This window comes from Paractinoplanes toevensis (assembly GCF_018332695.1).
Classification (GTDB): domain Bacteria; phylum Actinomycetota; class Actinomycetes; order Mycobacteriales; family Micromonosporaceae; genus Actinoplanes; species Actinoplanes toevensis.
This window is the reverse complement of the sequence record NZ_BOQN01000048.1, coordinates 109,699-132,530: the sequence shown is the minus strand read 5'-3', so window position 1 is coordinate 132,530 and position 22,832 is coordinate 109,699. Positions and strand designations below refer to the sequence as shown.

The 22,832-nt window shown below is 70.4% G+C and carries 26 protein-coding genes; 6 read left to right on the top strand and 20 right to left on the bottom strand.

Annotated elements, in window-relative coordinates; genetic code table 11:
* Window positions 1-3 precede the first annotated feature (3 nt).
* Window positions 4-2,559 (top strand): FtsK/SpoIIIE domain-containing protein, encoded by a 2,556-nt coding sequence (locus tag Ato02nite_RS16605; RefSeq protein WP_213007426.1) that lies wholly within the window; start codon window positions 4-6, stop codon window positions 2,557-2,559.
* The gene (locus Ato02nite_RS16600) at window positions 2,546-3,307 is read left to right on the top strand and encodes a hypothetical protein (RefSeq protein WP_213007425.1); all 762 of its coding nucleotides are present in this window, start codon (window positions 2,546-2,548) and stop codon (window positions 3,305-3,307) included. Before Ato02nite_RS16605 ends, Ato02nite_RS16600 begins: the two co-directional genes overlap by 14 nt.
* Before the next feature lie 42 nt (window positions 3,308-3,349).
* On the opposite strand, the gene Ato02nite_RS16595 is transcribed toward Ato02nite_RS16600, so the two are convergent.
* Window positions 3,350-3,664 (bottom strand): hypothetical protein, encoded by a 315-nt coding sequence (locus tag Ato02nite_RS16595; protein ID WP_213007424.1) that lies wholly within the window; start codon window positions 3,662-3,664, stop codon window positions 3,350-3,352.
* Window positions 3,665-3,699: 35 nt separating this feature from the next.
* Complete coding sequence (locus Ato02nite_RS16590; RefSeq protein WP_213007423.1) at window positions 3,700-4,548, bottom strand: 3-hydroxyacyl-CoA dehydrogenase family protein; 849 nt, start codon at window positions 4,546-4,548, stop codon at window positions 3,700-3,702.
* A 136-nt stretch (window positions 4,549-4,684) separates the two neighbouring features.
* Here Ato02nite_RS16590 and Ato02nite_RS16585 point away from each other — a divergent pair, with 136 nt between their 5' ends.
* A complete protein-coding gene (locus Ato02nite_RS16585; RefSeq protein ID WP_213007422.1) occupies window positions 4,685-5,041 on the top strand; it encodes a hypothetical protein in 357 nt (118 codons plus the stop codon).
* Between the two features lie 17 nt (window positions 5,042-5,058).
* Here Ato02nite_RS16585 and murA read toward each other — a convergent pair whose 3' ends face one another.
* Complete coding sequence (murA, locus tag Ato02nite_RS16580) at window positions 5,059-6,345, bottom strand: UDP-N-acetylglucosamine 1-carboxyvinyltransferase (protein ID WP_213007421.1); 1,287 nt, start codon at window positions 6,343-6,345, stop codon at window positions 5,059-5,061.
* 42 nt (window positions 6,346-6,387) lie between these two features.
* On the opposite strand from murA, the gene Ato02nite_RS16575 reads away from it, so the two are divergent.
* Together Ato02nite_RS16575 and Ato02nite_RS16570 are read left to right on the top strand one after the other, a co-directional pair.
* Window positions 6,388-6,960, top strand: a complete 573-nt coding sequence (locus Ato02nite_RS16575; RefSeq protein WP_213007420.1) for a cob(I)yrinic acid a,c-diamide adenosyltransferase — start codon at window positions 6,388-6,390, stop codon at window positions 6,958-6,960.
* Window positions 6,936-7,337, top strand: a complete 402-nt coding sequence (locus Ato02nite_RS16570; protein WP_213007419.1) for a VOC family protein — start codon at window positions 6,936-6,938, stop codon at window positions 7,335-7,337. The genes Ato02nite_RS16575 and Ato02nite_RS16570 overlap by 25 nt, the downstream gene beginning before the upstream one ends.
* Here Ato02nite_RS16570 and Ato02nite_RS16565 read toward each other — a convergent pair.
* The 14 genes from Ato02nite_RS16565 to glyA all read right to left on the bottom strand — a co-directional run bounded on the left by Ato02nite_RS16565 (window position 7,328) and on the right by glyA (window position 19,085).
* The gene (locus tag Ato02nite_RS16565) at window positions 7,328-8,110 is read right to left on the bottom strand and encodes a PhzF family phenazine biosynthesis protein (RefSeq protein ID WP_213007418.1); all 783 of its coding nucleotides are present in this window, start codon (window positions 8,108-8,110) and stop codon (window positions 7,328-7,330) included. The two genes, Ato02nite_RS16570 and Ato02nite_RS16565, sit on opposite strands and share 10 nt — an antisense overlap.
* Before the next feature lie 3 nt (window positions 8,111-8,113).
* The gene (locus Ato02nite_RS16560) at window positions 8,114-8,587 is read right to left on the bottom strand and encodes a DUF2550 domain-containing protein (protein ID WP_213007417.1); all 474 of its coding nucleotides are present in this window, start codon (window positions 8,585-8,587) and stop codon (window positions 8,114-8,116) included.
* Window positions 8,588-8,596: 9 nt separating this feature from the next.
* The gene (locus tag Ato02nite_RS16555) at window positions 8,597-8,878 is read right to left on the bottom strand and encodes a F0F1 ATP synthase subunit epsilon (RefSeq protein WP_213007416.1); all 282 of its coding nucleotides are present in this window, start codon (window positions 8,876-8,878) and stop codon (window positions 8,597-8,599) included.
* Window positions 8,879-8,957: 79 nt separating this feature from the next.
* On the bottom strand, window positions 8,958-10,049 hold the full coding sequence (locus Ato02nite_RS16550) for an LCP family protein (RefSeq protein ID WP_213007473.1): 1,092 nt from the start codon (window positions 10,047-10,049) through the stop codon (window positions 8,958-8,960).
* Window positions 10,050-10,215: 166 nt separating this feature from the next.
* The gene (gene atpD / locus Ato02nite_RS16545; RefSeq protein ID WP_246607055.1) at window positions 10,216-11,658 is read right to left on the bottom strand and encodes a F0F1 ATP synthase subunit beta; all 1,443 of its coding nucleotides are present in this window, start codon (window positions 11,656-11,658) and stop codon (window positions 10,216-10,218) included.
* A complete protein-coding gene (locus tag Ato02nite_RS16540) occupies window positions 11,658-12,587 on the bottom strand; it encodes a F0F1 ATP synthase subunit gamma (RefSeq protein ID WP_213007414.1) in 930 nt (309 codons plus the stop codon). The genes atpD and Ato02nite_RS16540 overlap by 1 nt, the downstream gene beginning before the upstream one ends.
* Window positions 12,588-12,590: 3 nt before the next feature.
* Window positions 12,591-14,240: a F0F1 ATP synthase subunit alpha gene (atpA, locus tag Ato02nite_RS16535; protein WP_213007413.1), complete on the bottom strand. Its 1,650-nt coding sequence runs from the start codon at window positions 14,238-14,240 to the stop codon at window positions 12,591-12,593.
* Between the two features lie 91 nt (window positions 14,241-14,331).
* On the bottom strand, window positions 14,332-15,153 hold the full coding sequence (locus Ato02nite_RS16530; protein ID WP_213007412.1) for a F0F1 ATP synthase subunit delta: 822 nt from the start codon (window positions 15,151-15,153) through the stop codon (window positions 14,332-14,334).
* The gene (locus Ato02nite_RS16525) at window positions 15,153-15,710 is read right to left on the bottom strand and encodes a F0F1 ATP synthase subunit B (RefSeq protein ID WP_213007411.1); all 558 of its coding nucleotides are present in this window, start codon (window positions 15,708-15,710) and stop codon (window positions 15,153-15,155) included. The genes Ato02nite_RS16530 and Ato02nite_RS16525 overlap by 1 nt, the downstream gene beginning before the upstream one ends.
* A 32-nt stretch (window positions 15,711-15,742) precedes the next feature.
* On the bottom strand, window positions 15,743-15,967 hold the full coding sequence (locus Ato02nite_RS16520; protein ID WP_213007410.1) for an ATP synthase subunit C-like protein: 225 nt from the start codon (window positions 15,965-15,967) through the stop codon (window positions 15,743-15,745).
* 74 nt (window positions 15,968-16,041) lie between these two features.
* On the bottom strand, window positions 16,042-16,836 hold the full coding sequence (gene atpB, locus Ato02nite_RS16515; RefSeq protein ID WP_213007409.1) for a F0F1 ATP synthase subunit A: 795 nt from the start codon (window positions 16,834-16,836) through the stop codon (window positions 16,042-16,044).
* Between the two features lie 15 nt (window positions 16,837-16,851).
* A complete protein-coding gene (locus Ato02nite_RS16510) occupies window positions 16,852-17,085 on the bottom strand; it encodes an AtpZ/AtpI family protein (RefSeq protein WP_203801020.1) in 234 nt (77 codons plus the stop codon).
* Window positions 17,086-17,295: 210 nt separating this feature from the next.
* Entirely contained in the window at window positions 17,296-17,706 is a 411-nt protein-coding gene (locus Ato02nite_RS16505) for a hypothetical protein (RefSeq protein WP_213007472.1), read from the bottom strand.
* A gap of 89 nt (window positions 17,707-17,795) precedes the next feature.
* A complete protein-coding gene (gene glyA, locus Ato02nite_RS16500) occupies window positions 17,796-19,085 on the bottom strand; it encodes a serine hydroxymethyltransferase (RefSeq protein ID WP_281419747.1) in 1,290 nt (429 codons plus the stop codon).
* 77 nt (window positions 19,086-19,162) lie between these two features.
* Here glyA and Ato02nite_RS16495 point away from each other — a divergent pair, with 77 nt between their 5' ends.
* Window positions 19,163-20,617, top strand: coding sequence for an SDR family oxidoreductase (locus Ato02nite_RS16495; RefSeq protein WP_213007407.1), 1,455 nt, complete (start codon window positions 19,163-19,165; stop codon window positions 20,615-20,617).
* On the opposite strand, the gene Ato02nite_RS16490 is transcribed toward Ato02nite_RS16495, so the two are convergent.
* The 3 genes from Ato02nite_RS16490 to Ato02nite_RS16480 are packed head-to-tail and all read right to left on the bottom strand — an operon-like array spanning window position 20,610 to window position 22,796.
* Window positions 20,610-21,560 carry an L-threonylcarbamoyladenylate synthase gene (locus Ato02nite_RS16490; protein ID WP_213007406.1) on the bottom strand — a complete coding sequence of 317 codons (951 nt, stop codon included), beginning with the start codon at window positions 21,558-21,560 and terminating at the stop codon, window positions 20,610-20,612. The genes Ato02nite_RS16495 and Ato02nite_RS16490 overlap by 8 nt on opposite strands.
* The gene (locus Ato02nite_RS16485; protein WP_213007405.1) at window positions 21,557-22,150 is read right to left on the bottom strand and encodes an arsenate reductase/protein-tyrosine-phosphatase family protein; all 594 of its coding nucleotides are present in this window, start codon (window positions 22,148-22,150) and stop codon (window positions 21,557-21,559) included. The genes Ato02nite_RS16490 and Ato02nite_RS16485 overlap by 4 nt, the downstream gene beginning before the upstream one ends.
* Window position 22,151: 1 nt before the next feature.
* Window positions 22,152-22,796: an L-threonylcarbamoyladenylate synthase gene (locus Ato02nite_RS16480; protein ID WP_213007471.1), complete on the bottom strand. Its 645-nt coding sequence runs from the start codon at window positions 22,794-22,796 to the stop codon at window positions 22,152-22,154.
* Window positions 22,797-22,832: the final 36 nt, after the last annotated feature.

Genomic DNA, 22,832 nt, shown 5'->3' with positions numbered 1-22,832 from the left:
ATTGTGGGTAGCTACCGCAACGCGCTCGTTGCCGTCGTCCGGCAGGAGCTGGCCGACGCGCGCGGTGCGGCCCGTGCGGTGCTGGCCGCGGCCGAGACGGCGCGCGGTGAGGCACAGCATCGGCGGCGACTGGTCCGGGACGCCTATTCCACCTGCCTGCACCAGCTCGCCGAGGCGCGCGACTCGACCCGCCGCGACATCCAGCGCCGCTACCAGTACGAGACCGCGAAGCTGGCCGGCAACGTCCGCCGCCTCGCCGCCCTGAGCGCCACCGGGGCAGCCGGAGCGCCCTGGCGGCTGTGGGCACCCAGCGAACCCGAGCGGGGCAGCCGGCCGGGCCTGATCAGGGTCGGCACCCTCGCCCTGGACGACAGCGCCCCACTGCCCGCCCTCATCCCCCTGCTCGACGCCGCCCACCTCGAACTCACCGGGCCGGCCCCGATCGTCGACGGCATCATCACCGGTCTGCTGCTGCGCTCGCTCGGCAGCACCCGGCCCGGCGACGTGCAGCTCACCGTCTACGACCCCGAGGCGCTCGGCGGCACCCTGGCGTCGTTCGCCCCGCTCGGCATCTCGTTCGTCGGGCCGGGCGGCCTCGGCCCGATGCTGGACGAGGTGGTCGAACACATCTGCCGGGTCAACGAGACCGTCCTGAACGACGCTCCCCGCACCGATCCGTGGCGGGTGGTGGTGCTGCTCGCCGACGTCGACGACCTCACCGACGGGCAGCGGGCCCAGCTCGACCGGATCACCCGTACCGGGGTGGCCTGCGGGGTCCATCTGATCGCCCGCGGCCTGCGGCTGACCGACCACCCCAGCGTGCTGCGCCTCTGGCTGACGACGGACCAGACGGCCGGCTGCGACGTCACCGGCGATCTGGAGATCCGGCTCGACCCGCCGCCGCCCACCGACCAGGTCGTCGCGTTCTGCCGGGCCACCGCCGAGCGGATGCGGGCCGGACCACCGCCCGCCCAGCTCGCCGACCTGCAACCGGCGACGCTGTGGGCCGAGTCGTCGAAGGACGGGCTGACCGCCCCGATCGGCGACAGCACCGACGGTTCCCTGGTCGACGTGCCGCTCGGCGACGACCCGCCGCACGCCCTGATCGGCGGCCCGTCCGGCTCGGGCAAGACGAACCTCATCTACTCCTGGCTGGCCGCACTGGCCACCCGGTACGGCCCGTCCGAGCTGGCGTTCTATCTGCTCGACTTCAAGGAGGGCGTGTCGTTCGCCCGTTTCGTGCCGGGGCCGCGCGACCCGAGCTGGCTGCCCCAGGTGCGGCTGGCCGGGATCAACGTGAACGGGGACCGGGAGTTCGGCCTGGCCATGCTGCGCCACCTGGCCGAGGAACTGCGCACCCGGGCCCAGGCCGCCAAGCGGGTCGACGCGACCAAGCTGTCCGAACTGCGGGCCGAGGACCCGACCGGGGTCTGGCCCAGGATCGTCGCGGTCATCGACGAGTTCCAGGTGCTGCTGGGCGGGCGGGACGCGGTCGCCGACGAGGCCGTCACCCTGCTCGAGGACCTGGCCCGGCGCGGCCGCTCGCAGGGCATCCACCTGATCCTCGCGTCCCAGGACGTCTCCGGGATCGAGGCACTGTGGGGGCGGTCCGGGCTGGTCGGCCAGTTCACCCTGCGGATCGCGCTGCCCAAGGCCCGGCGCATCCTGGCCGACAACAACCTGGCCGCCGCGGTCATCCCGCGGCATCACGCGGTGGTCAACACCGAGTCGGGTACGGCCGGGGCCAACGTGGTCGTCCGGCTGCCGGACGCCGGGGATCGACTGGTCTGGCGCACCCTCCAGCGCCGGCTGTGGCGGATGCGGCCGGACGGCTGTGAGGAGCCGCGGCTGTTCGACGGGGACGCCGTACCCCGGCTTCCGCCGTCCTGCCGCCCGGCCGGACCGGTGCCGGACGCGACCACGCCGGTGGGGTCCTCCCCCGGCGCCGTCCTCGGCGAGCGGATCGACGTGGCCGCCCGCCCGGCCCGGCTGCGGCTCGGCCGGATGCCCGGCCGCAACCTCGCCGTTCTCGGCACCCGCACCGATGAGGCGTGCGACGTGCTGGCCGCGGCGGCGCTGTCGCTGGCCGCCCAGGGGCCGGCGCACTTCAGCGTCGTCTGCTTCGACCCGGACGCCGGTCGGGCGGCGGCCCGGCTGGTCGCCGAACTGCCCTCCGCCGACTGGTACGACGATCTGGCCGAGCTGCCGCTGCTGGACATCCCGCACTACGTGCTCGGTTACGCGCTCGATGCCGGCACCGACGCCGCCGGGCTGCGGCGGCTGCTCACCGACGGTCCCGAGCAGCGCACCCACGTGCTCGGCTGGTGGCGGTCGGTGGCCCGGCTGCGCGACAGCCTCGGCGGCCCCGGCGCCCGGCTCGACCCGATCGGCGCGTGGGTCGCTCTCGACGTGCAGGGCGCCGACCTGGCCCCGCTCTATCCCCAGCCGGGCGGGCCCGCCTGGTATCCGCGCGCCCGCCGGGCACTCTTCTTCGACCGCTCGGTGCACCGAACCCCCGAAGTGATCATCCCGTACGAGGTGAACAGTGACCACACGTGACCGGCAGCCGTTCGGCCGCGACTACCAGCTGATGGTCAGCGCTCTCGCCGAGGCGACCCGGCGCCGCGAGGCCGAGCTGGGCGGGGCCGAGCGGGCCTATCAGGACAGTGCCGAGCAGGCGGCGGGCGAACTCGCCCGGGCCGAGGGGGACGCGCTGTCGGCGGACCGGTGGGCCGGTGCGGCCGCGGCTCAGGTGCTCGACGTGGACCGGGAGGCCGAACGCCTCTGGAATCAGCTGCGGCGGGCGCGCGGAGTGCGGGTGCGGACGCTCGGCGAGATCCCCGAGCCGGCGCCGGTGGAGGCCCTGCCGCGGGTCGCGCTGCCGCGCAACCCGGCCGACGCTTTCGACGAGCCGGGCGGCCCGCTCACGCCGGAATCGCCGCGGGTGCTGCTGGCCCGGGTGGCGGAACGGATCGACGTGACCGTCCGGCCGGCGGGCCGGCGCGCGCTGCCGCGCTGGGCACTGCCGCTGCTGCCGCTGGTGGGCGCGCTGATCGCGGCACTGGCGGGTCTGCTGGCGTCCGGCCTGGTGACGATCGGGAGTACGGGCATCTGGGGCGGTTCCGTGGTGCGCGGTCTCGGGTGGGCGGTGTTCCTGCTCGCGCCCTCGGCCGGCGTACCGGTGGCCGCCCTGCTCGCCCACCGGCAGTTGCAGGCCCGGCTGGACATCGGCGGCGTCGGGTTGACCCTGCTCGGCGGGATGATCTCGGCAACGCTGCTGTCATTGGCCTTCGCCGCCACCCACTAGGGCCTGCCTCGCCTCGCTCCTCCGTGATCGGCAGGGCAGGCCCTAGTCGCGGTAGGCCATGCTCAGCACGGCGTGCGCGACCAGCAGGGCGTGGTGCTTCGTCTCGTACGGGCCGACGTGCAGCTCGACGGCGTGGCCGCCGAACAGGGCCCGGACCGTCCAGCTGTTCGGGTGCCGGTCGTCCTCGCGGCTGTGGTTGACGATCACCTGGGTGGCGGCTCGGACGTTGACCGCCGACCACTTCTCGTCGGCCGTCGGCCAGGCCCGGAACCAGCCGGGCGCCACGGACAGCGCCTCCGCGCTCGCCTCGGCGAGCGCCCACTGCATCTCTTCCGGGTCCGGTGCTGCCCTCGCCACAGCGACAGCGTAGGGCAGCTCCGGAGAACCCGTGATCAGTACGTGTAGAAACCCTTGCCGGTCTTGCGGCCCAGGTCACCCGCGGTGACCATGCGCTGGAGCAGTTCCGGCGGGAAGAACTTCTCGTCGGCGGTGTCCCGGTAGATGTTGCCGGCCGCGTTCAGCATCACGTCGAGGCCGGTCAGATCCACCGTGGCGAGCGGACCCATGGCGTGGCCGAAGCCCAGCTTCATGACCGTGTCCAGGTCGGCCGGTGAGATCACGCCCGACTCGACCAGCTTGATCGCCTCGACCAGCAGGGCCGAGAAGAGCCGGTTGGAGACGAAGCCGGCGACGTCCCGCTTGACCTCGACGCAGGTCTTGCCGACCTCCTCGGCGAAGTTGCGGGCGGCCGCGAGCGTCTCGTCCGACGTCTGGTAACCGCGGACCAGCTCGACCAGCTTCATCATCGGCACCGGCGAGAAGAAGTGGATGCCGACGACCGACTCGGGCCGCTCGGTGACCGTGGCGATCTGGGTGATCGGGATGGCCGAGGTGTTGGTGCCGAGCACCGCGCCGGCCTTGCAGATCTTGTCGAGGGTGCGGAAGACCTCGTGCTTGGCCTCGACCTTCTCGTAGATCGCCTCGACCACGACGTCGGCGTCGGCGGCCGCGTCCAGGTCGGTGGTGGGAGTGATCCGGGCCAGGGTCGCCTCGGCGTCCTCTTGGGTGATCTTTTCCTTGTTGACGAAGCGCTCCAGGGAGGCCCGGATGGCCGCCATGCCCCGGTTGGTCGCGGCGTCGTCGACGTCGCGCATGGTGACCTTCCAGCCGGCCTGCGCCGAGACCTGCGCGATGCCGGAGCCCATCAACCCGGAGCCGATGACCGCGAGTCGACCCGCCATGTGCGTTCCCTTTCTGCCGTACCCGGATTCCTCGGCTCACCCTACCGTTGTTACTGAACGGAAACTCAGGCCGAGGTGGCGTCCCTATCGGGTCAAATCTCCGCAAAGCCTCGCGCAACGGTGCGAGACTGTGCCCATGGCGTCGGGCAACGGCTGGTACCTCATCGGGCCACTGATCGCCGTCGGACTTGTCGGCTTCCTCGGTGCGGTGTTCTGGCGCATGGGACTTCATTGGACCTTCGCCCGCGAGGACGGCCACGACGCGTACGCGGCCGGCCTCGCCATCTTCGGCGACCCGGACGATTACGGCCTGCTCTGCCCGGCCGCGGTCACCGACGACGCGGACCTGGCCGACGAGATCCAGCGGCTGCTCGGCGACGCCGGGATCCGGGCCACCCAGGCCGCCGATCGCGAGGGCCACACCGCGGTGCTGGTCTTCGCCGAGGAGGTCGAGGAGGCCCGCCGCCTGGTCGGTGGCTCCCCGGCGGTGTAGCGCCTGTCCTGGCGACCTCAGAAGTCGTACGTCGGCTCGGGCACGTCGGCCCGCTCCACCTCGACGCCCAACTTGGCCAGGTCGGTCACGAAGTCGGGGTAACCACGGTCGATGTGGTGCACCTCACCGACCTCGGTGACGCCCTCGGCGCACAGGCCGGCGATCACCAGACCGGCACCGGCCCGGATGTCGGTGGCCCGCACCGGCGCCCCGGACAACCGCTCCCGCCCGTTCACCACCGCGTGGTGCCCGTCGGTGCGGATGTCGGCGCCGAGCCGGACCATCTCGTTCACGAACATGAACCGGCCGTCGAAGATGTTCTCGGTGATCAGCGACGAGCCCTCGGCCACCGCGGCCAGCCCGATCGCCATCGGCAGCAGGTCGGTGGCGAACCCCGGGTAGGGCAGCGTGACGATGTCGACCGCCCGGGGACGCTGGTCCATGCGCACCCGGAACTGGTTGTCGCCCGGCGTGACCGTCGCGCCCGCGGTGACCAGCTTGTCCAGCGCGATGTCCAGGAACTCCGGCCGGACGCCGTGGACGGTGACGTCGCCCCGGGTCATCGCGGCGGCGAACGCCCAGGTGCCGCCGACGATCCGGTCGCCGACCGTGGTGTGGGTGACCGGGGACAGCTCGGAGACTCCCTCGATGGTGAGGGTCGAGCTGCCGGCGCCCTCGATGTGGGCACCCATCTCGGTCAGCATGTCGCAGATGTCGACGATCTCCGGCTCGCGGGCCGCGTTGTCGATCTCGGTGACGCCCTTGGCCAGCACCGCCGCCATCAGCAGGTTCTCGGTCGCGCCGACGCTCGGGAAGTCCAGCCAGATCTTGCTGCCGCGCAGGCCGCCGGGCGCCGAGGCGATCACGAAGCCGTGCTCGCCGGAGATCTCGGCACCCATCCGGGTCAGGCCGGAGAAGTGCATGTCCAGGCCGCGCGAGCCGATCATGTCACCGCCGGGGAGGGCGACCCGCACGTAACCGCGGCGGGCCAGCAGCGGGCCCAGCACACAGATCGACGCCCGCAGCCGCCGGACCAGGTCGTAGTCGGCCTCGCTGCCCGGCTCGGCGGGCACGTCGATGGTGGCCCGGCCGCCGTCCAGGGTGACCTGGCAACCCAGCCGGCGCAGCACCTCGGCCATGATCGCGATGTCGGTGATCCGGGGCGCGTTCGCCACGACGCTGCGCCCCTCGGCCAGCAACGCGACGGCCATCAGCTTGAGCGCCGAATTCTTCGCGCCGCCGACGGTGACGTCACCGGTGAGTTGCGCACCACCCTTAACCCTGATCACATCCACGCGCGCCATGGTATGGGCCGCCACCTACCGCCGGCTCCGTAGGGTGTCCCCATGGCCGTTCACCTCACTCGCATCTACACCCGCACCGGCGACGCCGGCGAGACCCGCCTGGGCAACAACGAGGTCGTCGCGAAGACCGATCCGCGCATCGTCGCGTACGCCGACACCGACGAGTGCAACGCCGCTCTGGGCGTGGCGCTCGCCCTCGGCGACCTGCCCGAAGACGTACGCGTCGTGCTCACCGCCGTGCAGAACGATCTGTTCGACGTCGGCGCCGACCTGTGCAACCCGCTCGCCGACAACCCGCCCTACCCGCCGCTGCGGATCACCGAGGACTACGTGACCCGGCTCGAGGGCTGGTGCGACGAGTTCAACGAGCGCCTCGCGGCGCTCGACAGCTTCATCCTGCCGGGTGGCACTCCGGGCGCGGCGCTGCTGCACGTGGCGCGCACGGTGGCGCGGCGCGCGGAACGGGCGGCCTGGACCCTGATCGAGTACGACCCGGACCGCACCAGCGAACTGCCCGCCAAATACCTGAACCGGCTCTCCGACCTGCTCTTCATCCTGTCCCGGGCGGCCAACCCGGGCGGCGACGTGAAGTGGGTCCCGGGCGGGGCGGCCTAGTGCTGCACCACGTCGAGCTGTGGGTGCCGGACCTGGCCGGCTCGTCCGGGCCGTGGGGGTGGCTGCTGGGCGAGCTGGGCTGGACCGTCTTCCAGGACTGGCCGGGTGGCCGGTCCTGGAAGTACGGCGAGGTCTACCTGGTGCTGGAGCAGTCGCCGGCGCTCTCCGGCGACGTGCACGACCGGCTCGCGCCCGGTCTCAACCATGTGGCGTTCGCGGTGGGCGGCCGGGACGAGGTGGACCGGCTGACCCGCCTGGCGCAGGAGAACGGCTGGTCACTGCTCTTCGCGGACCGGCATCCGCACGCGGGAGGGCCCGATTCCTACGCGGCCTATCTTGAGGACAACTGGGGTTACGAGGTCGAGCTTCAGGCGTAGAGCTCGCCGTCGACGACCGTGACGGCCTGGCCGGTCAGGTGGGTGCGCTCGCCGGCCAGCTCGACCCGCACGTAACCGCCGCGCGGCGAGGCCTGGTAGCCGACCAGCGATGTGCGGCCGCCGAGCCGGGCCGACCAGAACGGGGCGAGGGCCGTGTGGGCGCTGCCGGTGACCGGGTCCTCGGCCACCCCCGCGGCGGCGCCGAAGAAGCGCGAGACGAAGTCGTAGTCGCCCGCTTCCGCCGCCGGGGCGGTCACCACCACGCCGCGGTTCTCCACCCGGGCCAGGGTGGCGAAGTCGGGGCGCAGACCGCGGACGGTGGCCTCGTCGGCCAGCTCGACCAGCAGGTCGTCGGTGTTCGGCCCGGTGTGGTGCACTTCGCCGACCTCAGCACCCAGCACCTCGGCCAGCCAGGGCGGCGCCGGAACCGGCGTCAGCGGAGCGGTCGGGAAGTCGAGCGTGTACCACCCATCGCCGCCGGACACCGCGGTCAGGACGCCGCTGAGGGTGTGGAAGCTCGCCTTGTCACGGCCGAGCACGTGGGCGGTGGCGAGGGTGGCGTGCCCGCAGAGCGCGACCTCGACGGCCGGGGTGAACCAGCGGAGCGCGAAGTCGTCGCCGACCGGGTGCACGAAAGCCGTCTCGGACAGGTTGACCTCGGCCGCCACCCGCTGCATCCACTCGGCCTCGGGAAACTCGTCCAGCACGACGACCCCGGCGGGGTTGCCGCGGAACGGCGTGGCGGTGAAGGCGTCGACGATCCGGATGCGCATTGCTCAGTGCTCGATGGTGGGGCGGGGGCGGATCGTCGGGCGCGGGCTGACACTGCCCGGCTGGCCCGGTGGCGCCGCCTCGAGCCAGGAGAGGAAGCCGGTGACGGTGGACTCGGCCATCGCGATCTCGATCTGGCCGGCCTCACCGTTGGAACATCGCAGGACCACCCACTGCGCGGGCATCGTGAGCCGCTCCGGCCCGTCCGGCCGGCGTTGCTCCTCGACCACGAGGACCTCGCGGTCGAGCACCCGTTTAGGCCGGAACGCGAGGCTGAACATGCGGTGGAAACGCAGCTCGTCGCCGACGAACTGGCCGATGCCGGTGGACCAGCCCCGGCCGGGCATCATCGTGCTCACCCGCACCTGCAGCCGGATGGTGCCGCCGCCCAGATTGAGCAGCCGCTGCCGGAAGAAGATGGCGAAGAGCAGCGCGAAGAACACGGCGAAGCAGATTCCGAAGACCTCCAGAATCCGCATCGCCGGACGTCAGTGCGACTCGGGGGTGGCGGGCGTGGCGCTCTCGGCGAGAACGGTCACGCCGTCCGCGTCGATCGAGAGGAAGCCACCGCTCACGTCGTAGGTCAACTGCTCGCCGCCGGCCAGCTTGACCCGCACCTGCGAGGGCTCCTTGAGCAGGCCCAGCAGCGGCGAGTGGCCGGGCAGCACGCCGATCTCGCCCTCGGTGGTGCGTGCGACGACCATCTCGGCCTCGCCGGACCAGATGCGCTCCTCGACGGCTACGACCTTGACGGGCAGCTGGTTGGCCACGCTGTCTCCCTGCTCAGCTAAGTACTACCGAATGGGTGAAGTCTAAACGGCGAGCTCGGCCCCCGTGGTACGGGGTGGCTCAGCTCTCTTTGTTGACATACTCCGGGTGGTCGAAGAGGAACTTGGGCAACCGGTCCTGGCTGACCGCCTTGAAGAACTCGCCGGCGCTCTCGTCGAGGGCCTCGCCCTGGTACTTCCCGTTCTCGATGATTCCCCCGCCGGGCAGCTTGATCGTCGTCATGTTGTTGGCCCGGACGTTCTTCAGGGCGAAACCCCAGTCGACCACGTCGTGCCCGTTGCCGTCGAAGACCAGCGCGTCGCCGGCCGCCTTGAGCACCTTGTCGAGCTTCACCGGGTTGGTGATGACGTCCTTGCCCAGCGCCTGCGACGCCATCGCCTTGATGAACTGCTGCTGGTGGCGTTGGCGGTCGTAGTCGCTCTTCGGCAGGCCGTAGCGCTGCCGCACGTAGTCGAGGGCCTGCCAGCCCTGCAGGTGGTAGGTGCCGACCTTGTATTCGGCCTGCGGCCCGTAGTAGGGGTGCTCGCAGGTGTTGTCGGCGCACCGGGACAGCCGGGGCCGGGGCTTGCCGTTGGGCTGCAGGTGCTCGGACTTCACGTTCTGGTCGATCCTCATGGTCACGCCGCCCATGGCGTCCACGATCTTCTTGAAGCCGCCGAAGTTGATGATGGCGCCGGCGTCGAAGCCGTCGATGCCGGTGAGCTGCTGGACCGTCTTGGCCAGCAGCTCGAACCCCTGGGCCGCGTCGTGCTTGCCGTTGCCGATCGCGCTGCCGTACCCCATCGCGGCGTTGATCTTGGAGCGACCACCGCGGAATCCGGTCTTGTCGAACGACGGGATGTCGACCAGCAGGTCGCGCGGGACCGAGAAGATGTACGCCTGGTCCATCGACTGCGGCACGTGCACCACGATGATCGAGTCGGAGAGCGGGGTCTGCGTGTCGGTCCGCGGGTCGATGCCGACGAGCAGGATGTTCTGCGCACCCTTGATGTCGGAGACCTTGTCGGCCGCGGCCGCGTCATTGCCGCCGAGCAGGGATTTGTTCTCGACCGCGCCGGCGTAGCGGGCGAGCACGACCTGGCCGGTCACGAGAGCACCACCGCTGAGGACCATCAGAATGCAGCCGAAGATCGCACACAACCGGGCCCACATCGGGGCACGGCGTTTGCTGGATTTGGCCACATCCACTCCCAACAATCAAAGGCGACACCGCCAGCCTACCTAGGCCGCGAAAGCCCTAACGCCCGTGCGAAGGCCGGGAAACGCGATGAGCCGCGCCCACCTGACGGCGGGCGCGGCTCATTTGTCGCGAGAAGGGTCAGCCCTTCATGAGCTCGTGTGCGTTCTTCTCGAGGTCCTCGAGGCCACCGCACATGAAGAAGGCCTGCTCGGGGAAGTGGTCGTACTCGCCCTCGCTGATCTTCTTGAACGCCTCGATGGTCTCCTTGAGCGGGACCGTCGAGCCGGGAACGCCGGTGAACTGCTCGGCGGCGTAGGTGTTCTGCGACAGGAAGCGCTCGATGCGGCGAGCCCGCTGCACCGTGACCTTGTCTTCCTCGGACAGCTCGTCCATACCGAGGATGGCGATGATGTCCTGCAGGTCCTTGTACTTCTGCAGGATGCGCTGCACCTCACGGGCGACCGAGTAGTGCTCGGCACCGACGTACTCCGGTGCGAGGATCCGCGAGCTGGAGGCCAGCGGGTCCACGGCGGGGTAGATGCCCTTGTCGGAGATCGACCGCTCGAGGTTGGTGGTCGCGTCCAGGTGGGCGAACGTGGTGGCCGGCGCCGGGTCGGTGTAGTCGTCGGCGGGCACGTAGATCGCCTGGAGCGAGGTGATGGCCTTGCCCCGGACCGAGGTGATGCGCTCCTGCAGCTCGCCCATCTCGTCGGCCAGCGTGGGCTGGTAACCCACGGCCGACGGCATGCGGCCGAGCAGGGTGGAGACCTCGGAACCGGCCTGGGTGAACCGGAAGATGTTGTCGATGAAGAGCAGCACCTCCTGGTTCTGGACGTCCCGGAAGTACTCCGCCATGGTCAGCGCGGACAGGGCGACCCGAAGGCGGGTGCCCGGCGGCTCGTCCATCTGGCCGAAGACGAGGGCGGTCTTGTCGAGAACGCCACCCTCCTCCATCTCCAGGATGAGGTCGTTGCCCTCGCGGGTGCGCTCACCCACGCCGGCGAACACCGAGGTACCGCCGAAGTTGCGGGCAACCCGGATGATCATCTCCTGGATGAGCACCGTCTTGCCCACGCCCGCGCCGCCGAACAGGCCGATCTTGCCACCGCGGACGTACGGCGCCAGGAGGTCGAGCACCTTGATGCCGGTCTCCAGCATCTCGGTCTTCGGCTCGAGGTCGGCGAACGCCGGAGGCTTGCGGTGGATGCCCCACCGCTCGGTGATGTTCAGCGTCGACGGGTCGACGTTGAGCACCTCGCCGAGGGCGTTGAACACGTGGCCCTTGGTCACGTCGCCGACGGGCACCGAGATCGGCCCGCCGGTGTCGGTGACCTCGGCGCCCCGGATCAGGCCGTCGGTCGGCTGCATCGAGATGGCGCGGACCAGGTTGTCACCCAGGTGCTGGGCGACCTCCAGGGTCAGCTTCTTGGTGCCCTCGGAGAGGGTCACCTCCACGTGCAGCGCGTTGTAGATCTCGGGCATGGCGTCGCGGGGGAACTCGGCGTCGACGACCGGGCCGATGACCCGGACGACGCGGCCGACGCCGGTCTCCGTCTTGGTGGGCTCAGCAACAGCAGTCATCACACATCACTTCCCGCCGCGGCCAGCGCGTTGGCGCCGCCGACGATCTCACTGATTTCCTGGGTGATCGCAGCCTGCCGCGCGGAGTTCATCTCGCGCGTGTACCGCTTGAGCAGGTCGTCCGCGTTGTCCGACGCGCTCTTCATCGCCCGCCGCCGGGATGCCGACTCGCTGGCCGCCGAGGACAGCAACGCCGCGTAGATCCGCGTGTTGAGGTACTTCGGCAGCAGCGCGTCGAGCAGCTCGTCGGCGTCCGGCTCGAACTCGTACGCCGGGCGCAGACCGGCCTCGACCTCGCGCTCCTCGACCTGCATCGGGGCCAGGAAATGCGCCTCGGCGCTCTGGGTCATGAGCGACTTGAACTGGGTGCTGACGATGTGCAACTCGTCGACGCCCTGAATGCCGTCGGGGCCGTAGTGCGAGTCGGTGTCGTCCGCACCGGCGATGAACGCCTCCAGCAGGGCATCACCGATCTTCTTCGCGTCCGAGAAGGACGGACGCTCGGAGAACCCGGTCCAGCTGGTCTCGATCGGCCGGTTGCGGAACCGGTAGTAGCCGACACCCTTGCGGCCGACGACGTACAGCACCGCGTCCTTACCGTCCGCCTTGAGCCGCTGGATCAGCTGCTCGGCGGTGCGGATGGCGTTGGCGTTGTAGGCGCCGGCCAGGCCGCGGTCGCTGGTGATCAGCAGGACGCCCGCCCGCCGGACCCGCTCACGCGGGACCAGCAGGGGGTTGTCGATGCTCGCGTTCGACGCCAGCGCGGTCAGGACCTCGGTGATCGCCTCCGCGTACGGCTTGGAGGCGGCCACCCGCTCCTGGGCCTTGGCGATGCGGCTGGTGGCAACCAGCTCCTGCGCCTTGGCGATCTTCTTGGTCGACCGGACGGTGCGGATGCGCCGCCGGAGGGCCTGTACCTGACCGGCCATGACTCAGCCTTCGTCGCCGCTGCGGGGGACCTCGCGGGTCACCGTCTCGCGGGTCTCGCGGCCGTCGGCGAGTGCCGCGGCCTCGGGCTCGTTGATCCTGATGCCGGTGTCGCCCGACTTGAAGAGTTCCTTGAACTCGTCCACGCCGGACTTGAGGCTCTCCAGGTTGTCATCGTTGAGCAGGCCGGTCGAATCGATCGCCGTGTAGGTGTCCGAGCGGTGCCGCTTGATCCACGGCAGGAACTCGGCCTCGAACCGGCGAACATCGCCGACCGGGATGTCGTCGAGCTGGCCGGTGGTGCCCGCCCAGATCACGATGACCTCGTCGACCACCGAGTACGGCGAGTACTGCGGCTGCTTGAGCAGCTCGACCAGGCGGACGCCCTTCTCCAGCTGCGCGCGGGACGCCTTGTCCAGGTCGGAGGCGAAGGCCGAGAACGCCTCCAGCTCGCGGAACTGGGCCAGGTCGAGACGGAGCCGGCCGGAGACCGAACGCATGGCCTTGACCTGCGCCGAGCCGCCGACCCGGGACACCGAGGTGCCGACGTTGATGGCCGGGCGGACACCCGAGGCGAACAGGTCGGTCTCCAGGAAGATCTGGCCGTCGGTGATCGAGATGACGTTCGTCGGGATGTAGGCCGAGATGTCGTTGGCCTTGGTCTCGATGATCGGCAGACCCGTCATCGAACCGCCACCCAGCTCGTTGGAAAGCTTGGCGCAGCGCTCGAGCAGGCGGGAGTGCAGGTAGAACACGTCGCCCGGGTACGCCTCGCGGCCCGGCGGGCGGCGCAGCAGCAGCGACACCGCGCGGTAGGCCTCGGCCTGCTTGGTCAGGTCGTCGAAGACGATCAGGACGTGCTTGCCCGCGTACATCCAGTGCTGGCCGATGGCCGAGCCGGTGTAAGGCGCGATGTACTTGTAACCGGCCGGGTCCGAGGCGGGCGCGGCGACGATGGTCGTGTACTCCATCGCCCCCTGCTCCTCCAGGGTGCCCTTGATCGAGGCGATGGTGGTCGCCTTCTGGCCGATCGCGACGTAGATGCAGCGAACCTGCTTCTCCGGGTCACCGGAGGCCCAGTTGGCCTTCTGGTTGATGATCGTGTCGATCGCGACCGTGGTCTTACCGGTCTTGCGGTCGCCGATGATCAGCTGGCGCTGGCCACGGCCGATCGGCGTCATGGCGTCGATCGCCTTGATGCCGGTCTGCAGCGGCTGCTTCACCGGCTGCCGCGCCATCACGTTCGGCGCCTGCAGCTCCAGCTCGCGGAAGCCCTCGTTGGCGATGTCGCCGCGGTCGTCGATGGGCCGGCCCAGCGGGTCGACCACACGACCGAGGAACGCGTCGCCGACCGGCACCGAGAGAACGCGGCCGGTCCGCTTGACCTGGCCACCCTCCTGGATGCCGCCGAAGTCACCGAGAACCACGGCGCCGATCTCGCGGACGTCGAGGTTCAGGGCGACACCCAGCGTGCCGTCCTCGAACTCGAGCAGTTCGTTCGCCATCGTCGAGGGCAGGCCCTCGACGTGCGCGATGCCGTCGCCCGCATCGGAGACGATGCCGACCTCCTCGCGGGAGACCTCGGGCGTGTAGGACGAGACGTAGCGCTCTAGCGCCCCCCGGATCTCGTCCGAGGAGATGGTCAGCTCGGCCATCCTCTGCCTTCTCTGTCTAGCTCGGGACGTCGCCGCCACCGAGGGGCCTACTCGATCGTCACGTCACCGCGGACGGACCGAGGGGAAGAAACTATTTAGCGAACGCCTGCTTGGCTGCGGTGAGCCGGCGCAGGATCGTGCCGTCGTAGAGGTCGGAGCCGACCCGGACACTGACCCCGCCGATGATCGCGGGGTCAACCACGATCTGCAGCGAGACCGGCCGGCCGTACATCTCGGCCAGCTTTCCGGACAGGGCCTGCTCATCGGCATCGGTCAGCGGCCTGGCGACCGTCACGTAGGCGACCTCACGGTCGCGCTTCGCCGCGGTCAGCTCGACCAGCCTGGTCAGCGAGGCCTCGAAGCCGCGCCCGCCGAAGCCCTCGAGAGCAACCTCGACGAGACGAACCGTCGCCGGCTGGGACTTGCCCTTCAGCAACTCCTCAACGAGCTTAGCCCGACGCCCGGCCGGCGCACCCGGGTCACTCAGCGTGACCGCCAGCTCGGCACTGCCGCCGACGATCTGCCCGAAGCGGAACAGTTCGTCCTCGACATCGCCCAGCTTGCCGCCCTTCTCCGCGGACCGGAGAACGACCTCGACGCCCAGCCGCTCGGTGGCGTCGAGCAGGTCGGCCGGCCGCGAGAAGCGACCGGACGCGAGCGCGACCAGGGTGGCCACGGTAGCCGCGGCCAGCTTGCTGGTCAGCAGCGAGCGAAGCAGCTCGCCCCGATCGGCACCGGGCCGTGACGGGTCGGTCAGCGCCCGGCGCAGCCGGGGCTGGGCCCGCAGCAGGCCGGCCACCGACAGGATCTCGTCGGCCACCGTGGCCAGCTGCGCGGCCGAGGCCGTGCTGGTCTCGGCCTCGAGCTTCGCCACGGCCTCGTTGTAGGCCTGCTGACTGACGCTCGACGCCATCAGCGCCGCCCGCCGGTCGTGCCGGCCGAGTCGAGGTCGGCGATGAACCGCTCGACGGTGCCACGGCTGCGCGCCTCGTCGGCGAGGGACTCTCCGACGATCTTGCTGGCCAGGTCCACGGCGAGCGTGCCCACCTCGGACCGCAGCTCCCGCACGATGCTCTCGCGCTGGGCGGCGAGCTGTTCCTGCCCGGCCGCGATGATCCGGTCGGACTCCTCGCGAGCCTTGTTGAGGACGTCCTGCCGGATGCCCTCGGCGTCGGCCCGAGCCTCGTCGCGGATGCGAGCGGCCTCGGTGCGGGCCTCGGCGAGCTGCGCGCGGTACCGCTCGAGCAGTTCGTTCGCCTCGGCCTGAGCGGCCTCGGCGCGCTTGATGCCACCCTCGATCGCGTCGACCCGCGCCGCGAAGGTCTTCTCCATCTGCGGGAAGACGAACTTCGTCAGCACGACGACGAGCACGACGAACGCGATCAGGCCGAGAACGATCTCCTGCCAGATCGGGATGATCGGGTTGTGTTCGGTCTCGGCGGCGGCCTCGGCCAGAATTGTGTTGAGCATTCAGACCTCCCAGAGAGGCTTAAAGGGTGGGTCTAGCCGGCCCAGATGAAGCCGAACGCGATGCCGAGCAGCGCGAGCGCCTCGACCACGGCGAAGCCGATCCAGACGTACGGCAGGGTCAGACGCGACGACTCCGGCTGGCGAGCGGTCGACTGGATGTAGGCCGAGAAAACAAGACCGACACCGATACCCGGACCGATGGCGGCGAGGCCGTAACCGATGGCGGCGGTGCTACCAGTAACTTCGGCGAGAAGCATTTCTCAGTTCCTCCTGGTATCTCGCGTGACTGTCACGCGGGACGACAAACGGGGTAGTGCGGAAAAACTCAAGCTCAGTGCCCGTCGGCGAGCGCGCCCTGGACGTAGCTCGCGGTGAGCACGGTGAAGACGTAGGCCTGGAGGCAGATCACCAGGAACTCAAGGAAGGTCAGCGCGATCGTCATCACCCAGGAGACGACCGAGAACGGCGCGAACCACGCATTCGCATTCAGCATCGCGAATCCGCCGAGCGTGAACACCAGCAGCAGCATGTGGCCGGCGAACATGTTGGCGAACAGACGGACGGCGAGCGAGAACGGCCGGACCAGGAAGTTCGAGAAGAACTCGATCGGAATCAGCAGCGGCAGGATGAACCACGGCGCCGGCGGGATGAGCGCGGTCTTGAAGTACTTCACGACACCGTGGTGCCGGATGCCGACCGCGATGAACATCACGTAGCTGATGACCGCGAGGAATGCCGGGAAGGCGATGTGCGAGTTCGGCGAGATCTGCACGAACGGGACGATGCCCCAGAAGTTGTTCAGCAGAATGAAGCAGAACAGCGTCGTCAGATAGGGCGCGAACTGCACGCCGCGCGGGCCGATCATGTCGACCGCGATGTTGTTCCGCACGAAGCCGTAGATGCTCTCGGCGAGCCACTGCTTCTTGGTCGGCACGAGCTGCGGTTTCCGGTACGACACCAGGAAGTAGATGATGATCAGTGCCGTGGTCAGCCAGACCAACGCGGTGATCTTGGTAAACCAGTAGTTGTCGTGCTCGGCCCACGGCAGGATGCTGGGCAGGTAGAAGTCCTCGACACTCGGCGGGAACGGAACATCCGCTGCGAGGACGATCGACTGACCGGTCACCGTAGCCCTTTCCTGTCAGACGCCAAGGCGGCGCACTATGAGGTAGACACCGCCGCCGATCCCTAGAACCGCACCGATTCCGGCGAAGATGCCGCTGGTTCCGACCCATCGGTCGACCAGCCAACCGATCCCGCCCCACACCAACATGCCCGAGATGAGGTACGCGACGGCCGTCATGCCCATTCCCGTGTCGGGGGGGTTATCGGCGTCGTCACCACGGGGATTTTTGGAGGGTTCCTGACCGGCCATGACGGCCCGAACGATATCAGGAGGTAACACGAGGCTAAGCGGGACCCCCCGCACAACCGAGGTTGTCCAGGCGTCAGGGGTCGCGCAACTGGAACGTCACGGTACTCCCCCTCCGCCATAACCGGACATCACCCGACCGTTCACGTCACCGTTTCGTGGTCAACAAACCACGAATGGGGCGTTTGCCGAGGTAAAACGCGGTGCGATAGATCACTTCGGGCGACGGATCGCGGTGAACCACCAGGCCTGCACGGCCGTCCACACCACTACCCCGGCCACGACCCCCCAGCCGAGCGCTACTTTTCCCGTCCAATCGGTAGAAATACCGTAGACCAGGACAACACCTAGCACGGTGTACTTCACCACGTAGGTCAGCAGCGCCAGCGGCATCAGCAGCGCCGGGCGTACGGTGTCCGCCCACGCGATCACCAGCGTCGACATCGTGTAACTGACCACCACGATCAGCACGCCGAGCGCGGCGCCGAGCGCGGACGCGGCCCCGCCGGCGAAGAACCCGGCCGACGCGGCACACAGCACCAGCGCCGCCGACACCGCGCTCAGGAACGGCAGATGCGCCACCCGCCAGCGGGGATCCGCCGGCAGCGGCGGGAGGTCCGGCAACGGCCGGTCGTCATCCGCAAGATCAAAAGCCTGCTTGGGTACGCCGGGAATCGTCACCGCCGGTTCGGGGCCGTTCGGCTGGGAGTTCGTCAAGCCATCACTTCCTGTCGGGCGTAGGCCGGGAACCGCCGGACCAGCTCCAGCACCTCGTCGGCCACGTCGGCGAGCCGGCTCGCACCGGCCACGGTGTCCGGATCACTCCGCACCGCGGCGCCGATCAGCCCGGCCACCCGCCGCATCTCAGCCTCCCGCATGCCCTGCGTGGTCACGCACGGGGTCCCGACCCGAATGCCGGACGCCACGGCCGGCCGCTGCGGGTCGAACGGGATCGCGTTCTTGTTCAGGGTGATCCGGCCCAGCTCGCAGCGCGCCTCGGCGGCCTTCCCGGTGACCCCGAGCTCACGCAGGTCGGCCAGCACCAGGTGGGTGTCGGTGCCGCCGGCGACCGGCCGGATCCCGTCGTCGGCCAGTGCCGCGGCGAGCGCCCGCGCGTTGCCGACCACCTGCCGGGCGTACGCCTGGAAAGCCGGACCGGACGCCTCGCGGAAGGCGACCGCCTTGGCCGCGATGGCGTGCATCATCGGCCCGCCCTGGCTGAACGGGAAGACCGCCTTGTCGACCCGCTGAGCGAGCTCGGCCCGGCAGAGGATCATGCCGCCGCGGGGCCCGCGCAGCGCCTTGTGGGTAGTGCAGGTGACCACGTCGGCGTACGGCACGGGGGACGGCACCGCGTGGCCGGCCACCAGGCCGATGAAGTGCGCGGCGTCGACCAGCAGATAGGCGCCCACCTCGTCGGCGATCTCCCGGAAGACGGCGAAGTCGATCAGCCGGGGATAGGCGGTGGCACCACAGATGATCAGTTTCGGCCGGTGGGCGAGCGCCAGGTCACGCACCTCGTCGTAGTCGATCTCCTCGGAGTCCGGGTTGACCCGGTAGCCGATCGGATGGAACCACTTCCCGGAGAAGTTGACCCGGCTGCCGTGCGTGAGGTGCCCGCCGTGCGACAACTCCATGGCCAGTACGGTGTCACCCGGCTCGGCCAGCGCCGCGAACGCCGCCAGGTTGGCCGAGGCCCCCGAGTGCGGCTGCACGTTGGCGTGCTCGGCGCCGAACAGCCCCCGGGCCCGCTCGACCGCGAGCTCCTCGGCCCGGTCCACCTGGGCGCACCCGCCGTAGTAGCGGTTGCCGGGATAGCCCTCGGCGTACTTGTCGTTGAGCGTCGAGCCGAGTGCGGCGAGAACGGCCGACGACGTGAAGTTCTCGCTCGCGATCAACTGGAGGCCGCCGCGCCGGCGCTCCATCTCGTCGAGGAGGACATGGGCGATCTCCGGATCGTCGCGTTCAAGCGACACGAAGTCCGGGCCCCAGAACGTGTCCACGTGCCCTCCCCCATAGGCCGCGCTGCCAGAATCGAGCATATGGCGTAAAGCACTCCGGTAGCGGGCACACTTCGGTTATGCGCTGCTTGGTAACCGGTGCGACCGGCTATATCGGGGGCCGGCTCACCCCCCGGCTGCTCGGCGCGGGCCACGAGGTGCGGTGCCTGTCGCGCTCGGCGGCCCGGCTGCGCGACGCGCCCTGGGCCGACCGGGTCGAGATCGCCGAGGGCGATCTGACCGACCCGTCCTCGCTGACCGCCGCCCTGGACGGCGTCGAGGTGGCCTACTTCCTCGTCCACTCGCTGGGCCGGCGCGACTTCGAGGACCTCGACCGGCAGGGCGCCGAGAATTTCGCGGCCGCCTGCCGCGCGGCCGGCGTGCGGCGGATCATCTACCTGGGCGGCCCGGAGCCGCCGCCGGGCGAGCGCCCATCGGCGCACCTGCGCTCCCGCGCCGAGGTGGCCCGCATCCTGCTCGACAGCGGGGTGCCGACGATCGTGCTGCGCGCCCCGGTGATCATCGGTTCCGGCTCGGCGTCCTTCGAGATGCTGCGCTACCTCACCGAGCGGCTGCCGGCCATGGTGACACCGCGCTGGGTGAACAACCGGATCCAGCCGATCGCGGTCCGCGACGTGCTGCAGTACCTGGTCGCCGCCGCGACCATGCCGGACGAGCTGAACCGGGCCTTCGACATCGGCGGCGCCGACGTGCTCACCTACGCCGACATGATGATGCGGTACGCACGGGTGGCCGGCCTGCGCCGCCGGATCATCGTGCCGACCCGGGTGCTCAGCCCGTGGCTGTCGGCGTTCTGGGTCGGCCTGGTCACGCCGGTGCCGAACGCGATCGCCCGTCCCCTGGTCGCCAGCCTCGTGCACGAGGCGGTGGCCGGCGAGAACGACATCGCCGCCTACGTTCCCGGCCTCGAGCCGATCGGTTTCGACGAGGCGGTCCGGTTCGCGCTGCTCAAGGTGCGTAACGCCGACGTGGAGACGCGCTGGTCCAGCGCCGCCGGCCGGGACGCGGCCGCCGAGCCGCTGCCCAGCGACCCGGACTGGTCCGGCGGCAGCGTCTACGTCGACGAGCGCTGCCAGGAGGTGCAAGCCCCGGTCGAGTCGCTGTGGCGGGTCATCGAGGGGGTCGGCGGCGAGAACGGGTGGTATTCGTTCCCGCTCGCCTGGTCGGTGCGCGGCTGGCTGGACAAGCTGGTCGGCGGGGTCGGGCTGCGCCGCGGCCGGCGCGACCGGCATCGGCTGCGGGTCGGCGAGGCGCTGGACTGGTGGCGGGTCGAGGAGATCGTGCCGGGATCACTGCTGCGGTTGCGAGCCGAGATGCGGGTGCCGGGACGCGCGTGGCTGGAGATGACGGCGAGCGCCGACGGCGACGGGCACAGCGTTTACCGGCAGCGGGCGGTCTTCCTGCCGCGCGGCCTGGCCGGCCACGCGTACTGGGCGTCGGTCCTGCCGTTCCACGGCGTCGTCTTCAAGGGGATGGCCCGCAACATCGCCTCCGGAGCCGAGGCGGCTACTTAGCGGCGGCCCGGCCCAGCCGGTCGCGGACGGCCAGCCAGTCCTCGGTCTGCGGGGGCTCCTGCACCAGGATCGTCGCGACGCCCGCGTCGTCCAGGCGGTGCAGGGCGGCGTAGAGATCGGCGGCGTACTCACGCGGGTCGGCCGACAGGATCTCGGCGCCGTCGAGCGCGGCGCCCTCGTAGGTCAGCACGCCGACCGGGCCGTCGACCTCGACGTCACGCACGTCCTTGGCCAGGACCAGGGTGGCTCGCGGGGCATAGTGCCGCTTGCTCATCCCCGGCGAGGGCCGGGCCGCGCCGTCCACCGTCTCCGCGCCGCGCAGGGCGATCGCGCCGGTCACGTCCCGCAGCGCGCGCAGGGCCAGCGCACCCGGCCGCAGCAGAGTGGGCACATCGGTGGTCAGGTCCAGGACGGTCGACTCGATGCCCCACGAGCTCGGGCCGCCGTCCAGCACCAGCGGCACGTCGGGGAGGCTGCGCAGCACATGAGCGGCGGTGGTCGGCGAGATGCCCTCGGATCGATTCGCGCTGGGCGCGGCCAGTGGCAGCTCGCTCGCGGCCAGGAGGCGCAGCGCCACGTCGTGCGCGGGGATGCGCAACGCGATGGTGTCGTTGTCGGCACCGACGCCGGTCAGGTGTGTCGCCCGCCGCACCACCAGGGTCAGCGGTCCTGGCCAGAACTCCGCCGCCAATTTGTCAGCATTTATCGGCCAACCAGCGGCCAGATCGCGCGCTACCTCAACGGTCGCTACGTGCACGATCAGCGGGTTCCAGGACGGGCGGTTCTTCAGCCGGTAGATCTCACCGACCGCCTTGTGGGAGAACGCGTCGGCGCCCAGGCCGTAGACCGTCTCGGTGGGAAAGGCGACCACCGACCCGGCCCGCAGCAGGGCGACCGCCTCGGCGATCCCCGCGTCGTCGGGCTGAACGATCCTTCCGGTCACGGCAGGAGGATTTTGGCGAACGGGACCGTGGTGTCCTCGATCTCGTCGCCGATGCGCTGGAACGTCTGGTCGCCGCGGCCCCACGGGTCGTCCAGGTCGTCGCCGGGCTGCGGGCCGTCGGGGCCGCGCAGCGCGTGGACCGCCTCGACGATGGCGACGCCGCGGGCGTGCACCGAGTCGGGCTTGCCGTCGGCGGGCGGCAGGGCGGACTGGTCGAGTGCGCCGATCAACCGGCCGAACTCGCCCATCACGAACGTGCGGTCGGCCGCATCGGGGCGCAGGGCCACCACGTAGTCGTACTGATCGGCGGTGGCCGTAAAGATCAGGTCGGCCTCGTCGATGAAGTCGCCGCGCAGCTTGCGGGCCTCGAAGCCGGTGGTCGAACCGCCGCGGGAGCGCACCTGGCGGGCCGCCGGCGGGTTCATCTCCTCGCCCTCGTGCCAGCCGCCGGTGCCCGCGCTGACGCTGCGCACCAGCTGATCGCCCTCCTCGCCGACCCGATCGCGCACGGCCCGGGCCAGCAGGCGCTCGGCCATCGGGGAACGACAGATGTTGCCCATGCACACGTGCAGGATGGTGAACGGCTCCACCTCAGGCCTCCGGCGCTATCAGCTCGGGGACCACATCGTGCAGCTTCTCGAACGGGATCGCGCCCGCTCGCAGCACCCGGGGCACGTCGCCGCTCACGTCGACGATCGTGCTCGGCGCCGGATCGTGCGCGGGGCCGGCCTCGAGGTAGACCCGCACCGCGTACTCGAGCTGGTCGCGGGCCTCCTCGGCGGTGGTGGGCGCCGGGCTGCCGACCTTGTTGGCCGTGGTCACCGCCATCGGCCCGACCTCGCGCAGCACCTCGAGCGCGACCGGGTGCAGCGGCATGCGCACGGCGATGCGGCCGCCGGTGTCGCCGAGGTCCCACTGGAGGCTGGGCGAATGCTCCACGTAGAGGGTGAGCGCGCCGGGCCAGAACGCGTCGGCCAGCTCGCGGGCCGCCCGGGGCAGCGAGTAGACCAGGCCGTCGAGGGTGTGCCGGGAACCGACCAGCACCGGCGGAGGCACCTGGTTGGTGACGCTGCGGGCGTGGTGCAGCGCGGTGATCGCGTGCGGGGTGAACGCGTCCGCGCCGATGCCGTAGACCGTATCGGTGGGCATCACCGCGAGCTCGCCGCTCTTGACCGCCTCGACGGCGGCAGCGATGCCGCGATCGCGGTCCGCGGTGGTACGGCAGTCGTAGAGCATCACACCGTGCAGTCTGCCATGTGTTTGCCGATACCG